Raw genomic sequence first — 18,884 nt, forward strand, 5'->3', positions numbered from 1 at the left:
AACAATGGCTTCCAAGTCGTAACCCGAATGGCTCGGGCAGTTCTTTGATGATCTGGCGAGGGTTTCGGGACACAGTTTTTGACCTGGCTGGCTGGTTTCGTTCCGCATTTGATGCAGAACCGCCTCGCGCCCATTGTCACTACCAAGGCTATATATTCAGTGGCTGATAACGTCACAAGGACCTGAAGGCGTGCTGGCAACTTCCCTGGTATTGATCGCGGCATTGCTGCACGCGACCTGGAACACCCTGATCAAATTCAGTGGCGAGCGCTTGCTGGTGATCGCCAGCATGGACTCGGTAGCCCTGGCCTTTGCCGTGCTCGCAGTGGCCTTCGTGGACCTGCCGCCTGCCGAGATCTGGCCTTGGCTGATCGCCTCGGCATTGGCCGAGCAATTGTACCGATTCCTGCTGATCCAGGCATATCGGGTAGGCGATCTGGGGCTGGTCTATCCTCTGATGCGTGGCTTGTCACCGCTGGTGGTGCTGGGGCTGACCCTGGCGTTCGCCGGCGAGTCGCTCAGCCAGCAGCAAATCATCGGCATATTGCTGATCCCGTGTGGCATGGCGTGCCTGCTGTGGCAGGGAGGTGGGGGTGAGCGCCTGCCCTGGTCGATGCTGCCAGTGGTGGCGCTGATCGGCCTGTGCATCGGTTGCTACACCTGGTTCGACGGGCAGGCCGTGCGGTTGTGGGGCAAGCCCTGGGACTACCTGGTATGGCTGACCCTGCTCAGCGCCTGGCCTTTTCCATTGCTTGCCGGTGTGGCACGGCGGGGGCCGTTCGTGCTGTTCTGGCGCACCCAGTGGCGCTTGGGGTTGGCAGTGGGCTTTTGCGTGTTGTTCAGCTACGCGCTGGTATTGTGGGCCATGCATCTGGGTTCGGTGGCCGAGGCGGCGGCCTTGCGCGAGCTGAGCGTCATCCTGGTGGTACTGCTGGGCATGCGCTACCTCAAAGAACCTTTTGGCGGCCCGAGACTCCTAGCTTGCGGGCTGGTACTGGCAGGCATGCTGGTGATGAAGCTCTAACCTAACGACTGAAGGAGTCCTGTCCATGACCGTTGCCCTGTGGTGCATCCTGATCGCATTGTTCCTGCCGCCGCTGTGCGCCTTGATCGCCAAGGTGAGCAGTGGCCGTTTCGGCTTGAAGGACAATCACGACCCACGCGCCTTCCTCGACACATTATCGGGCCTGCCACGGCGTGCCCATGCCGCCCAGCAGAACAGCTATGAAGCGTTTCCGGCATTTGCCGCGGCGGTGCTGGTGGCCGATATCGTGGGCAATGCCGAGCAGGTGACGCAGGACGTGCTGGGGGTCTTGTACATCACCAGTCGGCTGCTTTACATCATCTGCTATCTGGCGGACTGGGCGGCTTTGCGCTCGCTGGTGTGGTTCGCCGGGGTGGCCCTGATCGTGTCGTTCTTCGTCGTTTCGGCCTGAAGCCTGGCTGCCCTCCTCGCGTGTGAGCCGCGAGGAGGGCAGCAGCCAGTCAAAGGACTTTGGGTACTTCAGGCAGTGGCTTGCCCTTTGGCCATAGCATCCAGATCTGCCCCTGTTGCTTCATGTTCCCCGCCAGTTCGCCGGCCTCAGGCCCGGTGCCCCAGAACAGGTCCGCACGCACTTCGCCGGTAATCGCGCCACCGGTATCCTGAGCGCCCACCGGCCGAACCACCGGTGTGCCGTCCGGGCGCGTGGTGGACAGCCAAAGCAGGCTGCCCAATGGAATGACCTTGCGATCGATGGCCACGCTGTAGCCTGCGGTAAGCGGCACATTCAGCGAGCCGCGCGGGCCTTCGTTGCTGTCAGGGCGGGTGCTGAAGAATACATAGCTGGGGTTGCTCGCCAGCAATTCAGGCACACGCTGCGGATTGGCCTGAGCCCAGGCATGAATGGCGCCCATGCTCACGTCTTCCTTCTTCAACTGGCCCTGCTCGATCAGCCAGCGACCTATCGGCCGGTACGGGTGGCCGTTCTGGTCGGCGTAGCCCAAGCGCAATTGACGGCCATCTTCCAGCTTTACCCGGCCAGAGCCCTGGATCTGCAGAAACTGCAGGTCCATCGGGTCGGTCAACCACGCCAGTACCGGGGCCTTCACGCCGTCCCGGTAGATCACCTCGGCGGTGTCATAGGGCTTGAGCACGCGGCCGTCGAGGCGGCCTCGCAGGCGCTTGCCCTTCAGTTCCGGGTAAACGCTGGCCAGGTCGACCACGATCATGTCATCGGGGATGCCATACACCGGTACATTGGCCGCTTCGGTGCGTGTCAGGCTGCCGGGGTAGACCGGTTCGTAGTAGCCGGTGATCAGGCCATTGGCGTTGTTCTCGGCCGAGCGCAGGCCATAGACCTGCAATTGCGCTTGCAGGAACGTGCGCACCTGGGGCGCCTCCAGGGCAATCGGCTGTGCTGCTTCGCACGTGGCGGCCCACACCGGATCACGCTTGAGCTTTTCACAGCCAGTGCGCCAGGCGTTGAAACCCGCGACCAGGTCGCTGTCGCTGACGCTGGGCAGGTCGGCCCAAGCCGCAGGGGTGTAAGTAGCGACGGCGTGGGGTTCGGGCTTGGCGTTTTCGCCGCCGTTGCAGCCGGCCAGCAAGGCCAGGGCCGGCAGCGCCCAGGCGAGATGGCGCAGAGCAGATTTCATGGTTGAATCCTTGGAGGGCAGCAGCGGATGGCTGCCCATAGTGTTCGTAAGGGTATTGGTCTTTGCATGGCAGGCGAGGATACTGGTGGCCCTTTCCTCTGCCAATGTGACTGTGATGTTCAAATGTTTCACCGCCATACTGCTGATCAGCCTGTCCCTGGTGGCCTGCGACCGTGTCGATCCTAACTCACCCTTGGGGCAGCGCAAGGCGATCTTCAAACAGATGCTCAAGACCAGCGAGGACATGGGTGGCATGCTGCGCGGGCGGTTGCCGTTCGATGGGGCTAAGTTTTCCGAGGGTGCGGTGAAACTCGATAGCCTGGCCCATGCGCCCTGGCAGCATTTTCCGCAGGTAAAGGATGATGGCGACAGCAGTGCGCGGCCCGAGGTCTGGGAGCGTCAGGCGCGCTTTCATGACTTGGCGCAAGCGTTGGAAGGGGTGACAGGCGAGTTGCTGGCGGTGACACGCAAGCAGCCGCTGGATGCGGCGATGCTCAAGGCACCTATGGACAAGGTCGAGGCAGCCTGCAAGGCCTGCCATACAGAGTTTCGTAATCATTGATGCGCCAGCCAATAGTTTGCGGACTGCTGGCTGGCGCGCGTGACTGAAGGCTCAGATTACTTGGTCAATTCGGCTTTGGCGTCTTCGAGTTCTGCTTTGGATTCGGCCAGTTTCTTTTCGCGCTTGGCAATTTTGCTCGCTTCGCCTTTTGCCTGCGCCTGCTTCAGGTCTGCTTCCCGCTCTTGGACTTCTGCTTCGGCTTCGCGCACTTTTTGTTCACGCTCTTCTTTCAAGCCGGCATCGGTGCAGTGCTCGGTGTTCTCCTGCAGGGCCTTCTCCAGGCCGCGGATCTCACCCGAATTATTGTGCGCCCTGGCATATTGCAGCTGGTTTTCGATGGCGCTGCGTTTGGCTGCGCAACCGGTCAAGCCAGGCGTGGGCTGAGCTGCTTGGGCGGCGGATGCGCTCAAACCGAGAACAGCCAGCATGACTACGGAAGAAACAACTTTCATGGAAGCCTCCTTGTAGGGGCATATGGCAGTAGCGCTGCGATGGTGCCCCTTCCCTAAGACCAAGTGAACCCTTCAGTGGGTAACTTCAGAAAAGTCCTACAAGCCAAGAGGAGTAGGAACTTGCTGTCAACGCTCCAGGTCTTCGACAGCTTCCTGTAACTCCTTTTTCGCCTCGGCAAGTTTGTCTTTGCGCTTGTTGATGCGCTCCGGGTCGCCCTTCTTCATGGCCTTGTCCAGGTCCTTGGTGCGCTGGTTGACCTCGTGGCGTGCCTCGAGCACCTTCTGTTCGCGCTCTTTGCGCAAGCCGGCGTCGGTGCAGTTCGCATCGACCTCGCTCAGCGCTTTTTCCAGCCCGGCCTGTTGGTTGCTGTTGTTGTGGGCCTTGGCCTGTTCGATCTGTTCAACAATCGCTTGGCGCTTGGCTGCGCAGCCGGTGAGCGCGGGTTGTTCTTTGGCGGGCTGGGCGGCGTTAGCTGAAAAAGCCAGCGTTGCCAGCACGAAAAGGGTGGAAATACGTTTCATGAAAAGCCTCTTGGACGGGGCGGGGCAGCAGAAAGTGGGGAAATCCTGCCTTGGTTTTACCGATTTATAAACCCTTGGCAGGTTTTTCCAGGCTCAGATTCGGAAATCCCCTTACAGGTCGTTGCGCATTCGCTAGTGGGATTTGGCCTCTTCAGCCATGTGAAAACCGTCGACGCCATTGTTCCCCAGATGTGTTGCAATGCGCTGTACTTCTCCCTGGGCGAAGAAGTCTGCCAGCTGCCTGGCGCGTGTTTCACCTATGCCGGGCAAGGCTTGCCATTCGCTGGGGGAACGGCTGGCAAGCGCCGGCCAGTACTCATGCTCAGGCACGCTGCCGTGGGCAGGCACGCCAAGGCCCCTCAGCCAATGGGCGAAAGGCCTGGAGCGGGCGATGTCGAAACCGCGTTGCAGCTGCATGGCTTTGACTTCACTGATGCCCGGCACTTGTTGCAGTTGCTGGGCATCGAGCGCCAACCAGTCCGTCAGCGATCTGACCAGGCCCGCCTGCACCAGCCGCCGCCAGGTGCCCGGGCCGGCGCCTGGCATGGCCAGCCCTTGCTTGCCCCCGAGCCAGGCCAGGCGGGCGATGAACTGCTCTTCACACCCCTCGCCGGCTTGCCAGCAACTGTGAGGACCGTATCTTCCAGGTACAGGTACCGTCAGCGGTTGTCGCTCGACAGCGCGGTGGACCACCTTTTCGAAACGTGGAATGGTCAGCCCGGCTAGGCTGATCGCCACCCGGTCGCCTGGGCGAATGTCCAAGGTTTGCCAGCGGGCCATGGAGCCGAGGCTGACTTGGCTGATCCGGCGGTCGTCCAGGGTGACCGGCTGCAGCTTGAGCACTGGCGTCACCCTGCCGGTGCGGCCGATTAGAAAGTGTACGTCGCGCACCTCTGCCAGCGCCTGGGCGAAGGGGTATTTCCACGCGGCGATCCAATAGGGGGCGTTGGGCCGCCAGCGGGCGGCTGGCGGGCGGCTGTCCTGGCGCAGAATCACGCCGTCGGTGGCAAAGGGCAGCGGTGAGCGATACCAGTGCAGGCGCCAGTGGGTAGCTTGCGCGGGGGTGTCGATAGCTGTGCTGAAACGCTGACTGTCGGGGAACCCCCAGGCTGCAAGTTGTGTGAGGCGCTCGCCCTGGTTGTCAGGCCCATGCGGCCAGTCCCAGACGAACAGGCCGATGCTCGCGCCCAGTTTCGGGCCAAGCTGCTTGCGCGCCAGCATCCCGGCCACGCTACCGCGCGCATTGCTGCTGCCTGCCTCAGCTTGCACGTGCGCTTGCAGGCGTAGGTACAACTCGCCTTGCAATACGACGTCCAGCGGCTGAGGCAATTGCCGGGTGATGCTGTCGAGGTCCTTGATGTGGCGGCTCCAGTCATGCCCTTGGCGGCCATCACCGCGGCTGAGCAGCTGTACCAGCCGGCCTTGGCGATAGACCAGCGAGACCGCCACTCCGTCGACTTTCGGTTGCACCCACACGCCCTTCTTGCCGGTCATCCAGCGTGCAACGCCAGCTGCGTCAGGGAGTTTCTCGACGCCAGTGTGGGCAACGGGGTGGGCAATTGGGCCGCGTGCGCTGGCCAGTGGGCTTGGGCCTGTGGGTTCCAGGCCAAAGCACTGTTGCAGGTGTAGCAGGTGGTGTCGGGCCTGGTCGTAGAGCTCATCGGCTACGAGCGCTATACCCTGGCGGTGGTAATGGTCGTCCCAGTTGGCCAGGGTGGTGCGCAGTTGTGCAACTTCGGTTCTGGCTTGCTTGGCATCCCAGTCTGGACAGTGGCCGGCTTGGGCGATGGATGTGTGGAGCAGCAACAGGGCGGCGAGGCGCAGGAAAGGTGACATGGCCAGCATCCTTGCGTGGCGGAGTGGAGTGTTCAGGCTAGGCAAGCGTGGGGGAGGTTGGCGGGTTCAGTTGTCAGGTGATGTGTCGAGGGGCGATACCATGGAAACTACAAAAAAGCCCCTGCCGATCACTCGGCAAGGGCTTCGATGCACCGCTGCAGGAGAAATTACAGGCCGGCAGCATCACGCAGCGACTGGGCGCGGTCGGTGCGCTCCCAGGTGAAGGTGGTGAAGGTGTCGTCGCCGACAGTCTTCTGCTGCGGGGTACGGCCGAAGTGGCCGTAGGCAGCGGTTTCCTGGTACATCGGGTGCAGCAGGTCGAGCATCTTGGTGATGGCGTACGGACGCAGGTCGAAGCACTCACGCACCAACTGGATGATCTTGTCGTCCGAGACCTTGCCGGTACCGAAGGTGTTGATCGAGATGGAGGTCGGCTGGGCTACGCCGATGGCGTAGGACACCTGAATCTCGCAACGTTCGGCCAGGCCGGCGGCGACGATGTTCTTGGCTACGTAACGGCCGGCGTAGGCGGCGGAGCGGTCGACCTTGGACGGGTCCTTGCCGGAGAACGCGCCACCACCGTGACGGGCCATGCCGCCGTAGGAGTCGACGATGATCTTGCGGCCGGTCAGGCCACAGTCACCCACCGGGCCACCGATGATGAAGTTGCCGGTCGGGTTGATGTGGTAATGGGTGTCCTTGTGCAGCAGTTCGGCAGGCAGGGTGTGCTTGACGATCAGCTCCATCACGGCTTCCTGCAGGTCTTTTTGCGAGACTTCAGGGTTGTGCTGGGTCGACAGGACCACCGCGTCGATGCCGACTACCTTGCCGTTTTCATAGCGGCAGGTGACCTGGGACTTGGCGTCCGGGCGCAGCCAAGGCAGCAGCCCGGATTTGCGCGCTTCGGCCTGACGCTCGACCAGGCGGTGCGAGAAGCAGATCGGCGCCGGCATCAGCACGTCGGTTTCGTTGCTGGCGTAGCCGAACATCAGGCCCTGGTCACCCGCGCCCTGGTCTTCCGGCTTGGAGCGGTCGACGCCTTGGGCGATGTCCACCGACTGTTTGCCGATGATGTTCATCACGGCGCAGGTGGCGCCGTCGAAGCCGACGTCGGAGCTGTTGTAGCCGATGTCGATGATGACTTTGCGCACCAGCTCTTCCAGGTCGACCCAGGCCGACGTGGTGACTTCGCCGGCGATGATGGCGACACCGGTCTTGACCAGGGTTTCACACGCCACGCGGGCGTATTTGTCCTGGGTGATGATGGCATCCAGGACCGCATCCGAAATCTGGTCGGCGATCTTGTCCGGATGCCCTTCGGACACGGACTCGGAGGTGAAAAGGGAGTATTCGCTCATCTCGACGGGTTCCTAAAATTTACCGATGGTGTGTGTCGCCAGCCGTCCGCTGAAAATGGCGGACCTGTATCTGGAAACCGTTACGCAAGCCCACATAGAGGCTGTCCCCCGGGGCCAGCCCGGCAGCGTTGGCCCAACGGGCCAGGTCGTCCTGTTCAAAACCAAGCCAGAGATCGCCGCAGGCTTCCCGCGCCCAATCCTGATCGTGGCTGCACAGTTCGGTGACCAGCAGGCTGCCGCCTGCCTTCACCCGTTTGGCCAAAAGGCGCAGGGCCAGGGCCGGGTCGCTGAAATGGTGCAGGACCATGTTCAGCACAACGCAGTCGGCTTCCACATCCGTTGCACCCAGTGCATCGGCCAACTGCAGGTTTACATTATCCAGGCGTTCGCGTTCGCAGACCTGGCGCGCCAGCTCGAGCATGGTCGGGCTGTTGTCCAGGGCTGTGACACAGGCGAAGCGCCGGGCCAGGTCGGGCAAAAAGCCGCCGTCGCCGGGGCCGACTTCCAGCGCGCTGGCGGTCGGCTCGAAATTCAGTGTGTCGAGCAGCGCCAGCAGGCTTTCGCGGTACTGCGGCAGGCCGGCGATCAGGTCCTGCTGGGCGCGGAACTTTTCTTCCACGCGCAGGAAAAAGTCCTGGCTGGTGGCGGCGCGGCGTTGTTGCACCTGAGCGATGCGCGCCTGCACGTCCAGCGGTAGTGTCAGGTCGTCGACCTCTTCGAGCAGCGCGGTGTGCAGGCGGCCGCCCAGGCGGTGGCTGTCGGGCAGGGCCCTGCGGTAGAAAACCGCATTGCCTTCGCGGCGCGTAGCCACCAGCTCGGCCTGGGCCAAAACCTTGAGGTGATGGCTCATGCCCGACTGCCCGATGTCGAAAATCTGTGCCAGCTCCAGGACGCCGAACGAGTCGCTGGCCAGGGCGCGCAGGACATTCAGGCGCAGTTCGTCGCCACTGGCTTTGCACAGGGCTGCCAGTGTGTCGCTTCGCTGAGGGATCGGTTGCGCACGGAGGTTCATGACGCGGCAGTCTAGACAGGCATCGTTGCCCTAGCAAGACCAATATCAAAAAGTTTTGATATTGGCGATGAGCTGCAAGAAATAGAGCCTTGCGCGCACGCTTCGGCTTTCTCTTGCTGCTTAAAGCTTGCCGCTTGCCGCTTAAATGTTTGCCCCCAGCCCCCCAGTGGGGGAAAATGGTCGCCTTTTTCGTTACACCACCTATTCAAGCCCCAGGAGATAAGCGATGCCCAGCCGTCGTGAACGTGCCAACGCCATTCGTGCCCTCAGCATGGATGCCGTGCAAAAGGCCAACAGCGGCCACCCAGGTGCCCCCATGGGCATGGCGGATATCGCCGAAGTGCTTTGGCGCGACTATCTGAAGCACAACCCGAGCAACCCGAGCTTCGCCGACCGTGACCGCTTCGTGCTGTCCAACGGCCACGGCTCGATGCTGATCTACTCGTTGCTGCACCTGACCGGCTACGACGTCACCCTCGACGACCTCAAGTCGTTCCGCCAGCTGCATAGCCGTACCCCGGGCCACCCCGAGTTCGGCTACACCCCGGGTGTGGAAACCACCACCGGCCCGCTGGGCCAAGGTTTGGCCAATGCCGTGGGCTTTGCCTTGGCGGAGAAAGTGCTGGGTGCCCAGTTCAACCGCGAAGGCCACAACATCGTCGACCACAACACCTACGTGTTCCTCGGCGACGGCTGCATGATGGAAGGCATCTCCCACGAAGTCGCCTCGCTGGCCGGCACCCTGGGCCTGAACAAGCTGGTGGCCTTCTATGACGACAACGGCATTTCCATCGACGGTGAAGTGGAAGGCTGGTTCACCGACGACACCCCCAAGCGCTTCGAGGCCTACAACTGGCTGGTGATCCGCAACGTCAACGGCCACGACGCCGACGAGATCCGCACGGCTATCGAGACTGCGCGCAAGAGCGACCGTCCGACCCTGATCTGCTGCAAGACCATCATTGGTTTCGGCTCGCCCAACAAGCAGGGCAAGGAAGACTGCCACGGTGCTCCGCTGGGCAACGACGAAATCGCCCTGGCCCGCAAGGAACTGAACTGGAACCACGCTCCGTTCGAAGTTCCTGCCGACATCTACGCCGAATGGGACGCCAAAGAAGCAGGCGCCAAGGCTGAAGCCGAGTGGAACACGCGGTTCGATGCCTATGCTGCCGCCTTCCCGGAACTGGCCAGCGAACTCAAGCGCCGTCTGAGCGGTGATCTGCCAGCCGACTTCTCCGAAAAGGCCGCTGCCTACATCGCTGAAGTCGCTGCCAAGGGCGAGACCATCGCCAGCCGCAAGGCCAGCCAGAACACCCTGAATGCCTTCGGCCCACTGCTGCCGGAATTCCTTGGCGGCTCGGCCGACCTGGCCGGCTCCAACCTGACCCTGTGGAAGGGCTGCAAGGGTGTGGACGCCAACGACGCCAGCGGCAACTACGTGTTCTACGGCGTGCGCGAGTTCGGCATGACCGCGATCATGAACGGGGTTGCCCTGCACGGCGGCCTGGTGCCTTACGGCGCGACGTTCCTGATGTTCATGGAATACGCCCGTAACGCCGTGCGCATGTCCGCCCTTATGAAGCAGCGCGTCATCCATGTGTACACCCACGACTCCATCGGCCTGGGCGAAGACGGCCCGACCCACCAGCCGATCGAGCAACTGACCAGCCTGCGCAGCACGCCGAACCTGGACACCTGGCGCCCGGCCGACGCAGTCGAGTCGGCTGTGTCCTGGAAGCACGCCCTGGAGCGCAAGGACGGCCCATCGGCGCTGATCTTCTCGCGCCAGAACCTGCAGCATCAGGACCGCGACGCCCAGCAGATCGCCGATATCGCCCGCGGCGGTTACGTGCTCAAGGACTGCGCCGGCGAGCCCGAGCTGATCCTGATCGCCACCGGTTCGGAAGTGGGCCTGGCCGTTCAGGCGTTCGACAAGCTGACCGAGCAGGGCCGCAAGGTACGTGTCGTGTCGATGCCGAGCACCAGCGTGTTCGACGCACAGGATGCGGCCTACAAGCAGTCCGTACTGCCGCTGCAAGTGGGTGCCCGCATCGCCATCGAAGCGGCTCATGCCGACTTCTGGTACAAGTACGTGGGCCTCGAAGGCCGTGTCATCGGCATGACCACTTACGGTGAATCGGCTCCGGCCAGCGCACTGTTCGAGGAGTTCGGCTTCACCCTGGAGAACATCCTGGGTACTGCCGAAGAGCTGCTGGAAGACTGATGCAACCCTGGAGGGCTTGGCCCTCCATCGCGACGCAAGGCCGCTCCTGCAGTTACCGCGCAGCCTCGATGTTGGCGCGGTGCCTGTAGGAGCGGCCTTGTGTCGCGATGGGCCGCAACGCGGCCCCAACAGCCACCATGCGTTAGCGAGCCCACCAATGCCCCACCCGCGTCCCTACAAAGTTGCACTCAACGGTTACGGCCGCATCGGCCGCTGTGTCCTGCGCGCACTGTTTGAGCGTGGGGCAAAGGCTGGCTTCGAAATCGTTGCATTGAACGACCTGGCCGACCAGGCCAGTGTGGAATACCTGACACGCTTCGACTCCACTCACGGCCGATTCCCCGGCGACGTGAAGGTCGACGGCGACTGTCTGCATATCAATGGTGACTGCGTGAAGGTCATGCGCAGTGCCACCCCCGAGGGCGTCGACTGGGCCGCCCTGGACATCGACCTGGTGCTGGAGTGTTCCGGCGCCTATCACACCCGTGCCGATGGTCAGCGCTTTCTTGATGCCGGTGCGCCGCGGGTGCTGTTCTCGCAGCCCATGGCCAGCGAGGCCGATGTGGATGCGACGGTGGTCTACGGCATCAACCAGGCTTGCCTGACCGGCACCGAGCGCCTGGTGTCCAACGCCTCCTGTACCACCAACTGTGGCGTACCGCTGCTGCGGGTACTGGACCAGGCGTTCGGCATCGAGTACGTACAGATCACCACCATTCACTCGGCAATGAACGACCAGCCGGTGATCGATGCCTACCATCATGAGGATTTGCGCCGTACGCGCTCGGCTTTCCAGTCGGTGATCCCGGTGTCCACTGGCCTGGCGCGTGGTATCGAGCGCCTGCTGCCGGAACTTGCCGGGCGAATACAGGCCAAAGCGGTACGCGTGCCTACCGTCAACGTGTCGTGCCTGGACATCACCCTGCAGACCGCCCGTGACACCAGTGCGGTCGAAGTCAATCGGGTGCTGCGCGAGGCGGCGCTGGATGGCCCGCTCAAAGGCTTGCTGGCTTACACCGAATTGCCCCACGCCAGCTGTGATTTCAACCATGACCCGCATTCGGCGATCGTCGATGCCAGCCAGACACGCGTCTCGGGCCCCCGCCTGGTGAACCTGCTGGCCTGGTTCGACAACGAATGGGGTTTTGCCAACCGTATGCTCGACGTTGCCGAACATTATCTGCACGTCGTCCACCCAACCCGCACCAAACAGCCCTGAAGGACTGCATTCATGACCGTGTTGAAGATGACCGACCTCGACCTGCAAGGTAAACGCGTACTGATCCGCGAAGACCTCAACGTGCCTGTGAAGGACGGTGTGGTAACCAGCGACGCGCGTATCCTGGCTGCGCTGCCGACCATCAAGCTGGCCCTGGAGAAGGGCGCGGCGGTAATGGTCTGCTCGCACCTGGGCCGCCCGACCGAAGGTGAGTTCTCGGCCGAGAACAGCCTCAAGCCGGTTGCCGACTACCTGAGCAAGGCCCTGGGCCGCGACGTTGCACTGGTCGCCGACTACCTCGATGGCATCGAGGTCAAGGCCGGTGACCTGGTGCTGTTCGAGAACGTTCGCTTCAACAAGGGCGAGAAGAAGAACGCCGACGAGCTGGCGCACAAGTACGCGGCCCTGTGCGACGTCTTCGTCATGGACGCCTTCGGCACCGCTCACCGTGCCGAAGGCTCCACCCACGGCGTCGCCAAGTTCGCCAAGGTCGCTGCGGCAGGCCCGCTGCTGGCCGCCGAGCTGGACGCCCTGGGCAAAGCCCTGAAGGCACCGGCCAAACCAATGGCGGCCATCGTTGCCGGCTCCAAGGTTTCCACCAAGCTGGACGTGCTGAACAGCCTGAGCTCGGTTTGCGACCAGTTGATCGTTGGTGGCGGCATCGCCAACACCTTCCTGGCCGCCGCCGGCCACCCGGTGGGCAAGTCGCTGTACGAGCCTGACCTGGTGGAAACCGCCAAGGCCATCGCCGCCAAGGTCAGCGTACCGCTGCCAGTCGACGTGGTGGTTGCCAAGGAGTTTGCCGAGAGCGCCGAGGCCACCGTCAAGGCCATCGCCGACGTGGCCGCTGACGACATGATCCTGGACATCGGGCCACAGACTGCGGCCAACTTCGCCGAACTGCTGAAGTCGTCGAAAACCATCCTGTGGAACGGCCCGGTCGGTGTGTTCGAGTTCGACCAGTTCGGCAACGGCACCAAGGTACTGGCCAAGGCTATCGCCGAGAGCGCCGCATTCTCCATCGCTGGCGGTGGCGATACCCTGGCAGCCATCGACAAATATGGCGTCAGCGCCGAGATCTCCTACATTTCTACCGGTGGTGGTGCATTCCTCGAGTTCGTCGAAGGCAAGGTACTGCCGGCCGTGGCGATCCTTGAAGAGCGGGCAAAAGCCTGACAATGGCGGCGCCTGGCAAAGGGAGCGACCTGATGGTCAAGCAATTGCCTGTGATCTTGCTGGCTGGTTTGCTGAGCGCATGCTCCAGCAGCCCGTCCTCGGACAACGATCCGGCGCAGCCCCCCAAGGGCGGCTGCTACCAGTCTGAGTGGCAGGCCGAGACCGTGCCGGTAATCAGCAAGCGCGTGGGCCCGGAAGGCCTGGAAAAGTATGACGAAGACCACCAGCGCAAGGCGCCTGGCTGCCCATGAACCGATGCGCTTCGTCGGAGCAGGCAACCAAGCGACCATTGTGTGGTCATCTAGAGGATATGCAATGAAAGCGCTGATGGCCTTGATGGCCTTGATGGCCCTGGCGACACTGGCAGGATGCTCGCTGCTGCAGCCGGCGCAACCCGCCCCGGCAGCCGCCTGGACCCGTTGGGTCTGTGACAGCCAGACCGAAGTGCTCTGGCGCTTCGCCGATGTGCAACAGGATTCGGTCGACGTGCGCCTCGGCGGCGGCGACCAGGTCTACCGGCTCAAGTCCGAGCCGAGTGCGTCGGGCGCGATGTACAGCGATGGCGTGCTGGCCTTCCACACCAAGGGCGAGGAAGGCCTGGTGTACTGGGTGGCAACCAACGATCTGATTGGGCGGGGCTGCAAGGCACCGTGACTGGCCGGGCCGCACCGGTGGCCCACACTACTTGAACAGCAACCGCCCCTGCGGCAGGCTTGCACGAAACAAAACGACGCTTGTCGGGAGAGAGATACACAATGGCACTCATTAGCATGCGCCAGATGCTGGACCACGCCGCCGAGTTCGGTTACGGCGTTCCAGCTTTCAACGTCAACAACCTCGAGCAGATGCGCGCCATCATGGAAGCGGCCGACAAGACCGACTCCCCAGTGATCGTCCAGGCTTCGGCCGGTGCCCGCAAATACGCTGGCGCGCCGTTCCTGCGTCACCTGATCCTGGCCGCCATCGAAGAATTCCCGCACATCCCGGTGTGCATGCACCAGGACCACGGCACCAGCCCTGACGTGTGCCAGCGTTCGATCCAGCTGGGCTTCAGCTCGGTGATGATGGACGGCTCGCTGGGCGAAGACGGCAAGACCCCGACCGACTACGAGTACAACGTCCGCGTCACTCAGCAGACTGTCGCCATGGCGCACGCCTGTGGTGTTTCGGTCGAAGGCGAGCTGGGCTGCCTGGGTTCGCTGGAAACCGGCATGGCCGGTGAAGAAGACGGCATCGGCGCCGAAGGCGTGCTGGACCACAGCCAGATGCTCACCGACCCGGAAGAAGCCGCCGACTTCGTCAAGAAGACCCAGGTGGATGCCCTGGCCATCGCCATCGGCACCAGCCACGGTGCCTACAAGTTCACCAAGCCGCCAACCGGTGACGTGCTGGCGATCGACCGCATCAAGGAAATCCACAAGCGCATCCCCAACACCCACCTGGTGATGCACGGTTCTTCCTCGGTACCGCAGGAGTGGCTGGCGATCATCAACCAGTACGGCGGCGACATCAAAGAGACCTACGGCGTACCGGTCGAAGAAATCGTTGAAGGCATCAAGCACGGCGTGCGCAAGGTCAACATCGATACCGACCTGCGCCTGGCCTCCACCGGTGCCATGCGCCGCCTGATGGCGCAGAACCCGAGCGAGTTCGACCCGCGCAAGTTCTTCGGTGAAACCGTGAAAGCCATGCGCGATGTGTGCATCGCACGTTACGAAGCCTTCGGCACCGCCGGTAATGCCTCGAAGATCAAGCCGATCTCCCTGGAAGGCATGTTCCAGCGTTACCTGAAAGGTGAGCTGGCCGCCAAGGTCAACTGATCACAGGCCGCCTTAAAAAGACCCACAGAAATGTGGGTTTTTTTATGGCTGAATGCCCGGCAAACGACCGTTAGTCGACTACCCTTACCTTTAGTCACTGATAGCGTTCTGATTGCATTGCGTGTTACACACTCGAGTCTAGAGTGTTAAACCGGATCCAGATGCAAGTCGAAGTCGGTCATACAAGAGAAAGCAGCATGGATGGCGCTTACCCTCAACCACCGGATGGCAACTCGGTTCTCCTGGTGGTGGACGATTACCCTGAGAACCTCATTAGCATGCGAGCCTTACTGGCCCGCACAGATTGGCAGGTGCTGACAGCAGGTTCAGGGACGGAAGCCTTGAGCGCCTTGCTGGAGCACGAAGTCGACCTTGTGTTGCTCGACGTGCAGATGCCCGAAATGGACGGCTTCGAGGTTGCCCGGCTGATGCGTGGCAGCCACCGTACCCGGCTGACCCCGATCATCTTTCTCACCGCCAACGAGCAGTCCGATGCCGCCGTGCTCAAGGGCTATGCCAGTGGTGCGGTGGATTACCTGTTCAAGCCGTTCGACCCGCAGATCCTCAAGCCCAAGGTGCAGGCGCAACTGGACCAGCAGCGCAACCGGCGCATGCTGCAACGCTTGACGCGCGAACTGGAGGCGGCCAGGGCGTTCAATGCGTCCATCCTGGAGAATGCCGCCGAAGGTATTCTGGTGGTCGACGCCCACGGCAACATCAGCTTTGCCAACCCGGCGATCTCGCGCTTGCTCGATGCCCCGGTCGAGCAATTGCAGGGCGTGCAGTTACTTGAGTTGCTGCAACTGCCCAATGCCACCCTCTGGAGCGAATCGGATTTCCATCAGGCCTACCAGTCACGGCAGATCTTCCGTGTACACGACGCCCACCTGCGCACGGCAGGCGGTCATCTGGTCCCGGTGGCATTGTCCTGCGCACCGCTGCCGGCCGATCAGCAGGCGATGGTGGTGACGGTGCTGGACATGTCGGCGGTGCGCAATTTGCACCAGCAGCTCGAATACCAGGCGGTGACCGACCCGCTTACCGGCCTGCTCAACCGCCGTGGGTTCTATCAGGCCGCTGAAAGCGTGCTGCTGCGCAACGAACGCTCAGACAAGGCCCAGGCCTTGATGTACATGGATTTGGATGGTTTCAAGCGGATCAATGACTCGCTCGGCCACGAGGCCGGGGACCGGGTACTGGGTTGGGTTGCCGAGCAGCTCAAAGACTGCCTTGGTAGTGAGGCGCTGCTGGCACGCATGGGCGGCGACGAGTTCACGGCGCTGTTCGATGGCCTGCCGTATCCGGAACAAGCCGGCCGCTTTGCCGAGCAACTGCTAGAGCGTATGTCCGTCCAGCGCCAGGTGGCCGGCCTGGATGTCTGCCTGGGTGTCAGCATCGGCATTGCCACCTTCCCGGACTGCGGTGCCACTGTCGAAGGCCTGTTGCGTGCCGCCGATGCGGCGATGTATGCGGCCAAGCAGGCTGGGCGCGGGCAGTACCGCTTCTATGACCAGGAGCTCAATGGCCGGGCGCGGTCACGGCTGATGCTTGAGGACAGCGTGCGGCACGCCGTCGAGTCGCAAGGCTTCAACATGGTGTACCAGCCCCAGGTCGCTTTCGCCGATGGTCACCTGCGCGGTTTCGAAGCCCTGCTGCGCTGGCAGCACCCCAGCGTCGGCGATGTACCGCCGGGGCTGTTCATCCCTTTGCTTGAGGAGGCGCGACTGATAACGCGCCTGGCCAGCTGGATCTACCGCCAGGGGGCGGCGCAGCGTCAGGCCTGGTGTGAGCGTTTTGCCCCCGATCTGGTGCTGGGTATCAGCCTGAGCCGCGCTCAGTTCGCCATGCCTGGGCTTGTCGATGAGCTGCAGCGGGTGATACAGGATTACCGGCTCAACCCGGCGCAACTGGAAGTGGAAGTTGCCGAGACCTCACTGATGTACAACATCGACGCGGCGATCAAGCAGATCCACCGCCTGCGCGAGCTGGGAGTGCGCGTGGCGCTGGACGACTTTGGTGCTGGCGACTGCTCGCTGCGCATGCTGCGCGACTTGCCTGTCGACACCTTGAAGCTGGACCGCCATTTGGTGGCGCGCCTGCCCGATTCGGCGCCGGACGCCGCGTTGGTGCGCAGTGTCATCGGCCTGTGCGCCGAGTACAACGTCACGGTCATCGCCGAAGGCGTGGAAACTGCGGCCCAGGCTGCTTGGCTCAAGGCAAACGGTTGCGCCTACGTGCAGGGCTTCCTTGTCGCCCGGCCGATGACCGCCGCCGATGCCAGCGGCTTTCCGGCAATTTTTCCCTGGCCGCAGTCCTGATTGGCTAGAATCGGTATTCGTTACGCCGAATGTCATGCCATGACCGTATTACGCTATTTGCAAGCTTACCCGCCGCACCTGCAAGAGCAGGTGCAGCAGATGATCGACAGCGACCGCCTGGGCGACTACCTGCAACGCCGCTATCCCGATCGCCATGAAGTGCAGAGCGACAAGGCGCTGTACGGCTACGCCCAGGATATGCGCCAGCAATACCTGCGCAGTGCGCCAAGCCTGGACAAGGTACTGTTCGACAACCGCCTGGACCTCACCCACCGTGCGCTGGGGCTCAATACTGCGGTGTCGCGGGTACAGGGTGGCAAGCTCAAGGCGAAGAAGGAAATCCGCATCGCCTCGCTGTTCAAGGAGGCGGCGCCGCAGTTCCTGCGCATGATCGTGGTACATGAACTGGCGCACCTGCGCGAGCGTGACCACAGCAAAGCCTTCTACCAGCTTTGTCAGCACATGGAGCCGGACTACCACCAACTGGAATTCGACCTGCGCGTCTACCTGACCTATCGGGAGCTGCCGGGTAACCTGTAAGGATCACGCAGCATGGATGTGAGCAAGACCAAGAGCAGTTTCTATCGCCGCCTGTACGTGGCCTGGCTGATCGACAGCCAGACCGCTACCAGCGTGCCAGCCTTGATGGAAGCCACCGGGATGCCGCGCCGCACCGCGCAGGACACCATCGCTGCGTTGGCTGACCTGGACATTGTCTGCGAGTTCGAGCAGCAGGAAGGGGCGCGCAACCATGCCGGGCATTATCGCATCCATGACTGGGGTGCGATCGACAAGCAGTGGATCATCCGCCATCTGCGCCAGATCAGGGAAGTGCTCGGCTACCCGTAAATGCGGGGGGCTGCCTGCTTCGGCCAAAATAGAGGCTAATTGACACTATTGGCCGCTGCCCTGTGCGGCGGCTTTGTGTAGTCTCATGACTTGCGTTATCGAAGACCGCCATCAACAGCCTGTGCCTACCACTGCAAAAGGACTTGAGCATGCGGCCACTGCTTTGCGTTCTGGGATTGTTGGGTGTGATGCTGGCTGGGCCAGCCTTGGGCCAGGGCAAACTACGGCTGGTGGCCGATACCTGGCCGCCGTTCACTGATGCCGGCATGCCCGGTGGTGGCCTTGCCACCAGCATCGTCACCACGGCGCTGGCGCGTGCAGGTTACCCCAGCGAGTACGAGGAAGTACCGTGGGCGCGGGCGCTGCTCGGGGTTAGCGAAGGCCGTTACGACGTACTGATCAATGCCTGGTACAACGATACGCGTACCCGCATCGGCCAGTTTTCCAAGGCCTACCTGACCAACCGCATTCGTTTGCTCAAGCGCAAGGGCGACAGCTTCCGTTACAGGCGCCAGGCTGATCTGTATCCCTACAGCATTGCCGTGGTGCGTGATTATGCCTACTCACCCGAATTCGATAGCGACACCCGCTTGCACAAGGTGCCGGTACGCAACTTTTCCTCCGCCGTGCGCATGCTGGCGGCAGGGCGGGTGGATCTGGCAGTGGAAGATGAGTTCGTGGCGCGCTACAACCTGCAGCGCGAACCCGAGCAGGTGCGTGATGGGGTAGTGCTGGTCGAACCCGCGCTGGGCGAGAACACCCTGCATATTCTGGTGAGCCTCAAGCACCCTGAGCATCGGCAGATCGTCGAGCGGTTCGAACGCAGCATTGCAGCGATGAAGGCAGACGGCAGCTATGCAAGGCTTCTGCGCCAGCATGGCTTTTGATGTGCAGCGCAG

At 62.5% G+C, this 18,884-nt stretch carries 19 protein-coding genes; 13 read left to right on the forward strand and 6 right to left on the reverse strand.

Annotated features, from left to right (window positions below; translation table 11 throughout):
- The first annotated feature begins 190 nt into the window (after positions 1–190).
- Together EGJ09_RS06410 and EGJ09_RS06415 are read left to right on the forward strand one after the other, a co-directional pair.
- Positions 191–1,024 (forward strand): EamA family transporter, encoded by an 834-nt coding sequence (locus EGJ09_RS06410; protein ID WP_125923469.1) that lies wholly within the window; start codon positions 191–193, stop codon positions 1,022–1,024.
- A 25-nt stretch (positions 1,025–1,049) separates the two neighbouring features.
- Positions 1,050–1,436 (forward strand): MAPEG family protein, encoded by a 387-nt coding sequence (locus EGJ09_RS06415; protein ID WP_012312435.1) that lies wholly within the window; start codon positions 1,050–1,052, stop codon positions 1,434–1,436.
- Between the two features lie 49 nt (positions 1,437–1,485).
- On the opposite strand, the gene EGJ09_RS06420 is transcribed toward EGJ09_RS06415, so the two are convergent.
- The gene (locus EGJ09_RS06420) at positions 1,486–2,637 is read right to left on the reverse strand and encodes a murein transglycosylase A (protein ID WP_046785041.1); all 1,152 of its coding nucleotides are present in this window, start codon (positions 2,635–2,637) and stop codon (positions 1,486–1,488) included.
- A gap of 115 nt (positions 2,638–2,752) precedes the next feature.
- Here EGJ09_RS06420 and EGJ09_RS06425 point away from each other — a divergent pair, with 115 nt between their 5' ends.
- Positions 2,753–3,199 carry a cytochrome c gene (locus EGJ09_RS06425; RefSeq protein ID WP_115273428.1) on the forward strand — a complete coding sequence of 149 codons (447 nt, stop codon included), beginning with the start codon at positions 2,753–2,755 and terminating at the stop codon, positions 3,197–3,199.
- Between the two features lie 56 nt (positions 3,200–3,255).
- Here EGJ09_RS06425 and EGJ09_RS06430 read toward each other — a convergent pair whose 3' ends face one another.
- From EGJ09_RS06430 to EGJ09_RS06450, 5 genes are all read right to left on the reverse strand, one after another.
- On the reverse strand, positions 3,256–3,651 hold the full coding sequence (locus tag EGJ09_RS06430) for a DUF1090 domain-containing protein (protein WP_039601823.1): 396 nt from the start codon (positions 3,649–3,651) through the stop codon (positions 3,256–3,258).
- A 126-nt stretch (positions 3,652–3,777) separates the two neighbouring features.
- The gene (locus EGJ09_RS06435; protein WP_125923470.1) at positions 3,778–4,173 is read right to left on the reverse strand and encodes a DUF1090 domain-containing protein; all 396 of its coding nucleotides are present in this window, start codon (positions 4,171–4,173) and stop codon (positions 3,778–3,780) included.
- A 132-nt stretch (positions 4,174–4,305) separates the two neighbouring features.
- Positions 4,306–6,009, reverse strand: coding sequence for an NAD-dependent DNA ligase LigB (gene ligB, locus EGJ09_RS06440; RefSeq protein ID WP_125923471.1), 1,704 nt, complete (start codon positions 6,007–6,009; stop codon positions 4,306–4,308).
- Between the two features lie 167 nt (positions 6,010–6,176).
- Positions 6,177–7,367 (reverse strand): methionine adenosyltransferase, encoded by a 1,191-nt coding sequence (gene metK / locus EGJ09_RS06445; protein ID WP_046785045.1) that lies wholly within the window; start codon positions 7,365–7,367, stop codon positions 6,177–6,179.
- Positions 7,368–7,386: 19 nt separating this feature from the next.
- The gene (locus EGJ09_RS06450) at positions 7,387–8,379 is read right to left on the reverse strand and encodes a metalloregulator ArsR/SmtB family transcription factor (protein WP_125923472.1); all 993 of its coding nucleotides are present in this window, start codon (positions 8,377–8,379) and stop codon (positions 7,387–7,389) included.
- Positions 8,380–8,605: 226 nt separating this feature from the next.
- Between EGJ09_RS06450 and tkt the strand changes: the two genes are divergently transcribed.
- The 10 genes from tkt (at position 8,606) to EGJ09_RS06500 (ending at position 18,872) form a co-directional block, all read left to right on the forward strand.
- Positions 8,606–10,603, forward strand: coding sequence for a transketolase (tkt, locus tag EGJ09_RS06455; protein WP_119688164.1), 1,998 nt, complete (start codon positions 8,606–8,608; stop codon positions 10,601–10,603).
- 157 nt (positions 10,604–10,760) lie between these two features.
- A complete protein-coding gene (epd, locus tag EGJ09_RS06460; protein ID WP_046785048.1) occupies positions 10,761–11,822 on the forward strand; it encodes an erythrose-4-phosphate dehydrogenase in 1,062 nt (353 codons plus the stop codon).
- A gap of 12 nt (positions 11,823–11,834) precedes the next feature.
- Positions 11,835–12,998, forward strand: coding sequence for a phosphoglycerate kinase (locus EGJ09_RS06465; protein ID WP_046785049.1), 1,164 nt, complete (start codon positions 11,835–11,837; stop codon positions 12,996–12,998).
- A 32-nt stretch (positions 12,999–13,030) separates the two neighbouring features.
- Positions 13,031–13,249, forward strand: a complete 219-nt coding sequence (locus EGJ09_RS06470) for a hypothetical protein (RefSeq protein WP_012312446.1) — start codon at positions 13,031–13,033, stop codon at positions 13,247–13,249.
- Positions 13,250–13,322: 73 nt separating this feature from the next.
- Positions 13,323–13,652: an MliC family protein gene (locus EGJ09_RS06475; protein ID WP_125923569.1), complete on the forward strand. Its 330-nt coding sequence runs from the start codon at positions 13,323–13,325 to the stop codon at positions 13,650–13,652.
- Between the two features lie 101 nt (positions 13,653–13,753).
- On the forward strand, positions 13,754–14,818 hold the full coding sequence (gene fba / locus EGJ09_RS06480; protein WP_008093958.1) for a class II fructose-bisphosphate aldolase: 1,065 nt from the start codon (positions 13,754–13,756) through the stop codon (positions 14,816–14,818).
- Positions 14,819–15,015: 197 nt separating this feature from the next.
- Positions 15,016–17,136, forward strand: coding sequence for a bifunctional diguanylate cyclase/phosphodiesterase (locus tag EGJ09_RS06485; protein WP_046785051.1), 2,121 nt, complete (start codon positions 15,016–15,018; stop codon positions 17,134–17,136).
- Between the two features lie 39 nt (positions 17,137–17,175).
- On the forward strand, positions 17,176–17,676 hold the full coding sequence (locus tag EGJ09_RS06490) for a M48 family metallopeptidase (RefSeq protein WP_125923473.1): 501 nt from the start codon (positions 17,176–17,178) through the stop codon (positions 17,674–17,676).
- 12 nt (positions 17,677–17,688) lie between these two features.
- On the forward strand, positions 17,689–17,985 hold the full coding sequence (locus EGJ09_RS06495) for a helix-turn-helix domain-containing protein (RefSeq protein ID WP_012312450.1): 297 nt from the start codon (positions 17,689–17,691) through the stop codon (positions 17,983–17,985).
- 149 nt (positions 17,986–18,134) lie between these two features.
- Positions 18,135–18,872 carry an ABC transporter substrate-binding protein gene (locus EGJ09_RS06500; protein WP_046785053.1) on the forward strand — a complete coding sequence of 246 codons (738 nt, stop codon included), beginning with the start codon at positions 18,135–18,137 and terminating at the stop codon, positions 18,870–18,872.
- The last annotated feature ends 12 nt before the right edge of the window (positions 18,873–18,884 follow it).

Source organism: Pseudomonas sp. p106 (assembly GCF_003936645.1).
Lineage (GTDB): Bacteria > Pseudomonadota > Gammaproteobacteria > Pseudomonadales > Pseudomonadaceae > Aquipseudomonas > Aquipseudomonas putida_E.

Coding starts and splice junctions, on each gene's coding strand:
- EGJ09_RS06415 (WP_012312435.1), top strand. CDS start 1,050: ATGACCGTTGCCCTGTGGTGCATCCTGATCGCATTGTTCCTGCCGCCG.
- EGJ09_RS06420 (WP_046785041.1), bottom strand. CDS start 2,637: ATGAAATCTGCTCTGCGCCATCTCGCCTGGGCGCTGCCGGCCCTGGCC.
- EGJ09_RS06425 (WP_115273428.1), top strand. CDS start 2,753: ATGTTCAAATGTTTCACCGCCATACTGCTGATCAGCCTGTCCCTGGTG.
- EGJ09_RS06430 (WP_039601823.1), bottom strand. CDS start 3,651: ATGAAAGTTGTTTCTTCCGTAGTCATGCTGGCTGTTCTCGGTTTGAGC.
- EGJ09_RS06435 (WP_125923470.1), bottom strand. CDS start 4,173: ATGAAACGTATTTCCACCCTTTTCGTGCTGGCAACGCTGGCTTTTTCA.
- ligB (WP_125923471.1), bottom strand. CDS start 6,009: ATGTCACCTTTCCTGCGCCTCGCCGCCCTGTTGCTGCTCCACACATCC.
- metK (WP_046785045.1), bottom strand. CDS start 7,367: ATGAGCGAATACTCCCTTTTCACCTCCGAGTCCGTGTCCGAAGGGCAT.
- EGJ09_RS06450 (WP_125923472.1), bottom strand. CDS start 8,379: ATGAACCTCCGTGCGCAACCGATCCCTCAGCGAAGCGACACACTGGCA.
- tkt (WP_119688164.1), top strand. CDS start 8,606: ATGCCCAGCCGTCGTGAACGTGCCAACGCCATTCGTGCCCTCAGCATG.
- epd (WP_046785048.1), top strand. CDS start 10,761: ATGCCCCACCCGCGTCCCTACAAAGTTGCACTCAACGGTTACGGCCGC.
- EGJ09_RS06465 (WP_046785049.1), top strand. CDS start 11,835: ATGACCGTGTTGAAGATGACCGACCTCGACCTGCAAGGTAAACGCGTA.
- EGJ09_RS06470 (WP_012312446.1), top strand. CDS start 13,031: ATGGTCAAGCAATTGCCTGTGATCTTGCTGGCTGGTTTGCTGAGCGCA.
- fba (WP_008093958.1), top strand. CDS start 13,754: ATGGCACTCATTAGCATGCGCCAGATGCTGGACCACGCCGCCGAGTTC.
- EGJ09_RS06485 (WP_046785051.1), top strand. CDS start 15,016: ATGGATGGCGCTTACCCTCAACCACCGGATGGCAACTCGGTTCTCCTG.
- EGJ09_RS06490 (WP_125923473.1), top strand. CDS start 17,176: ATGACCGTATTACGCTATTTGCAAGCTTACCCGCCGCACCTGCAAGAG.
- EGJ09_RS06495 (WP_012312450.1), top strand. CDS start 17,689: ATGGATGTGAGCAAGACCAAGAGCAGTTTCTATCGCCGCCTGTACGTG.
- EGJ09_RS06500 (WP_046785053.1), top strand. CDS start 18,135: ATGCGGCCACTGCTTTGCGTTCTGGGATTGTTGGGTGTGATGCTGGCT.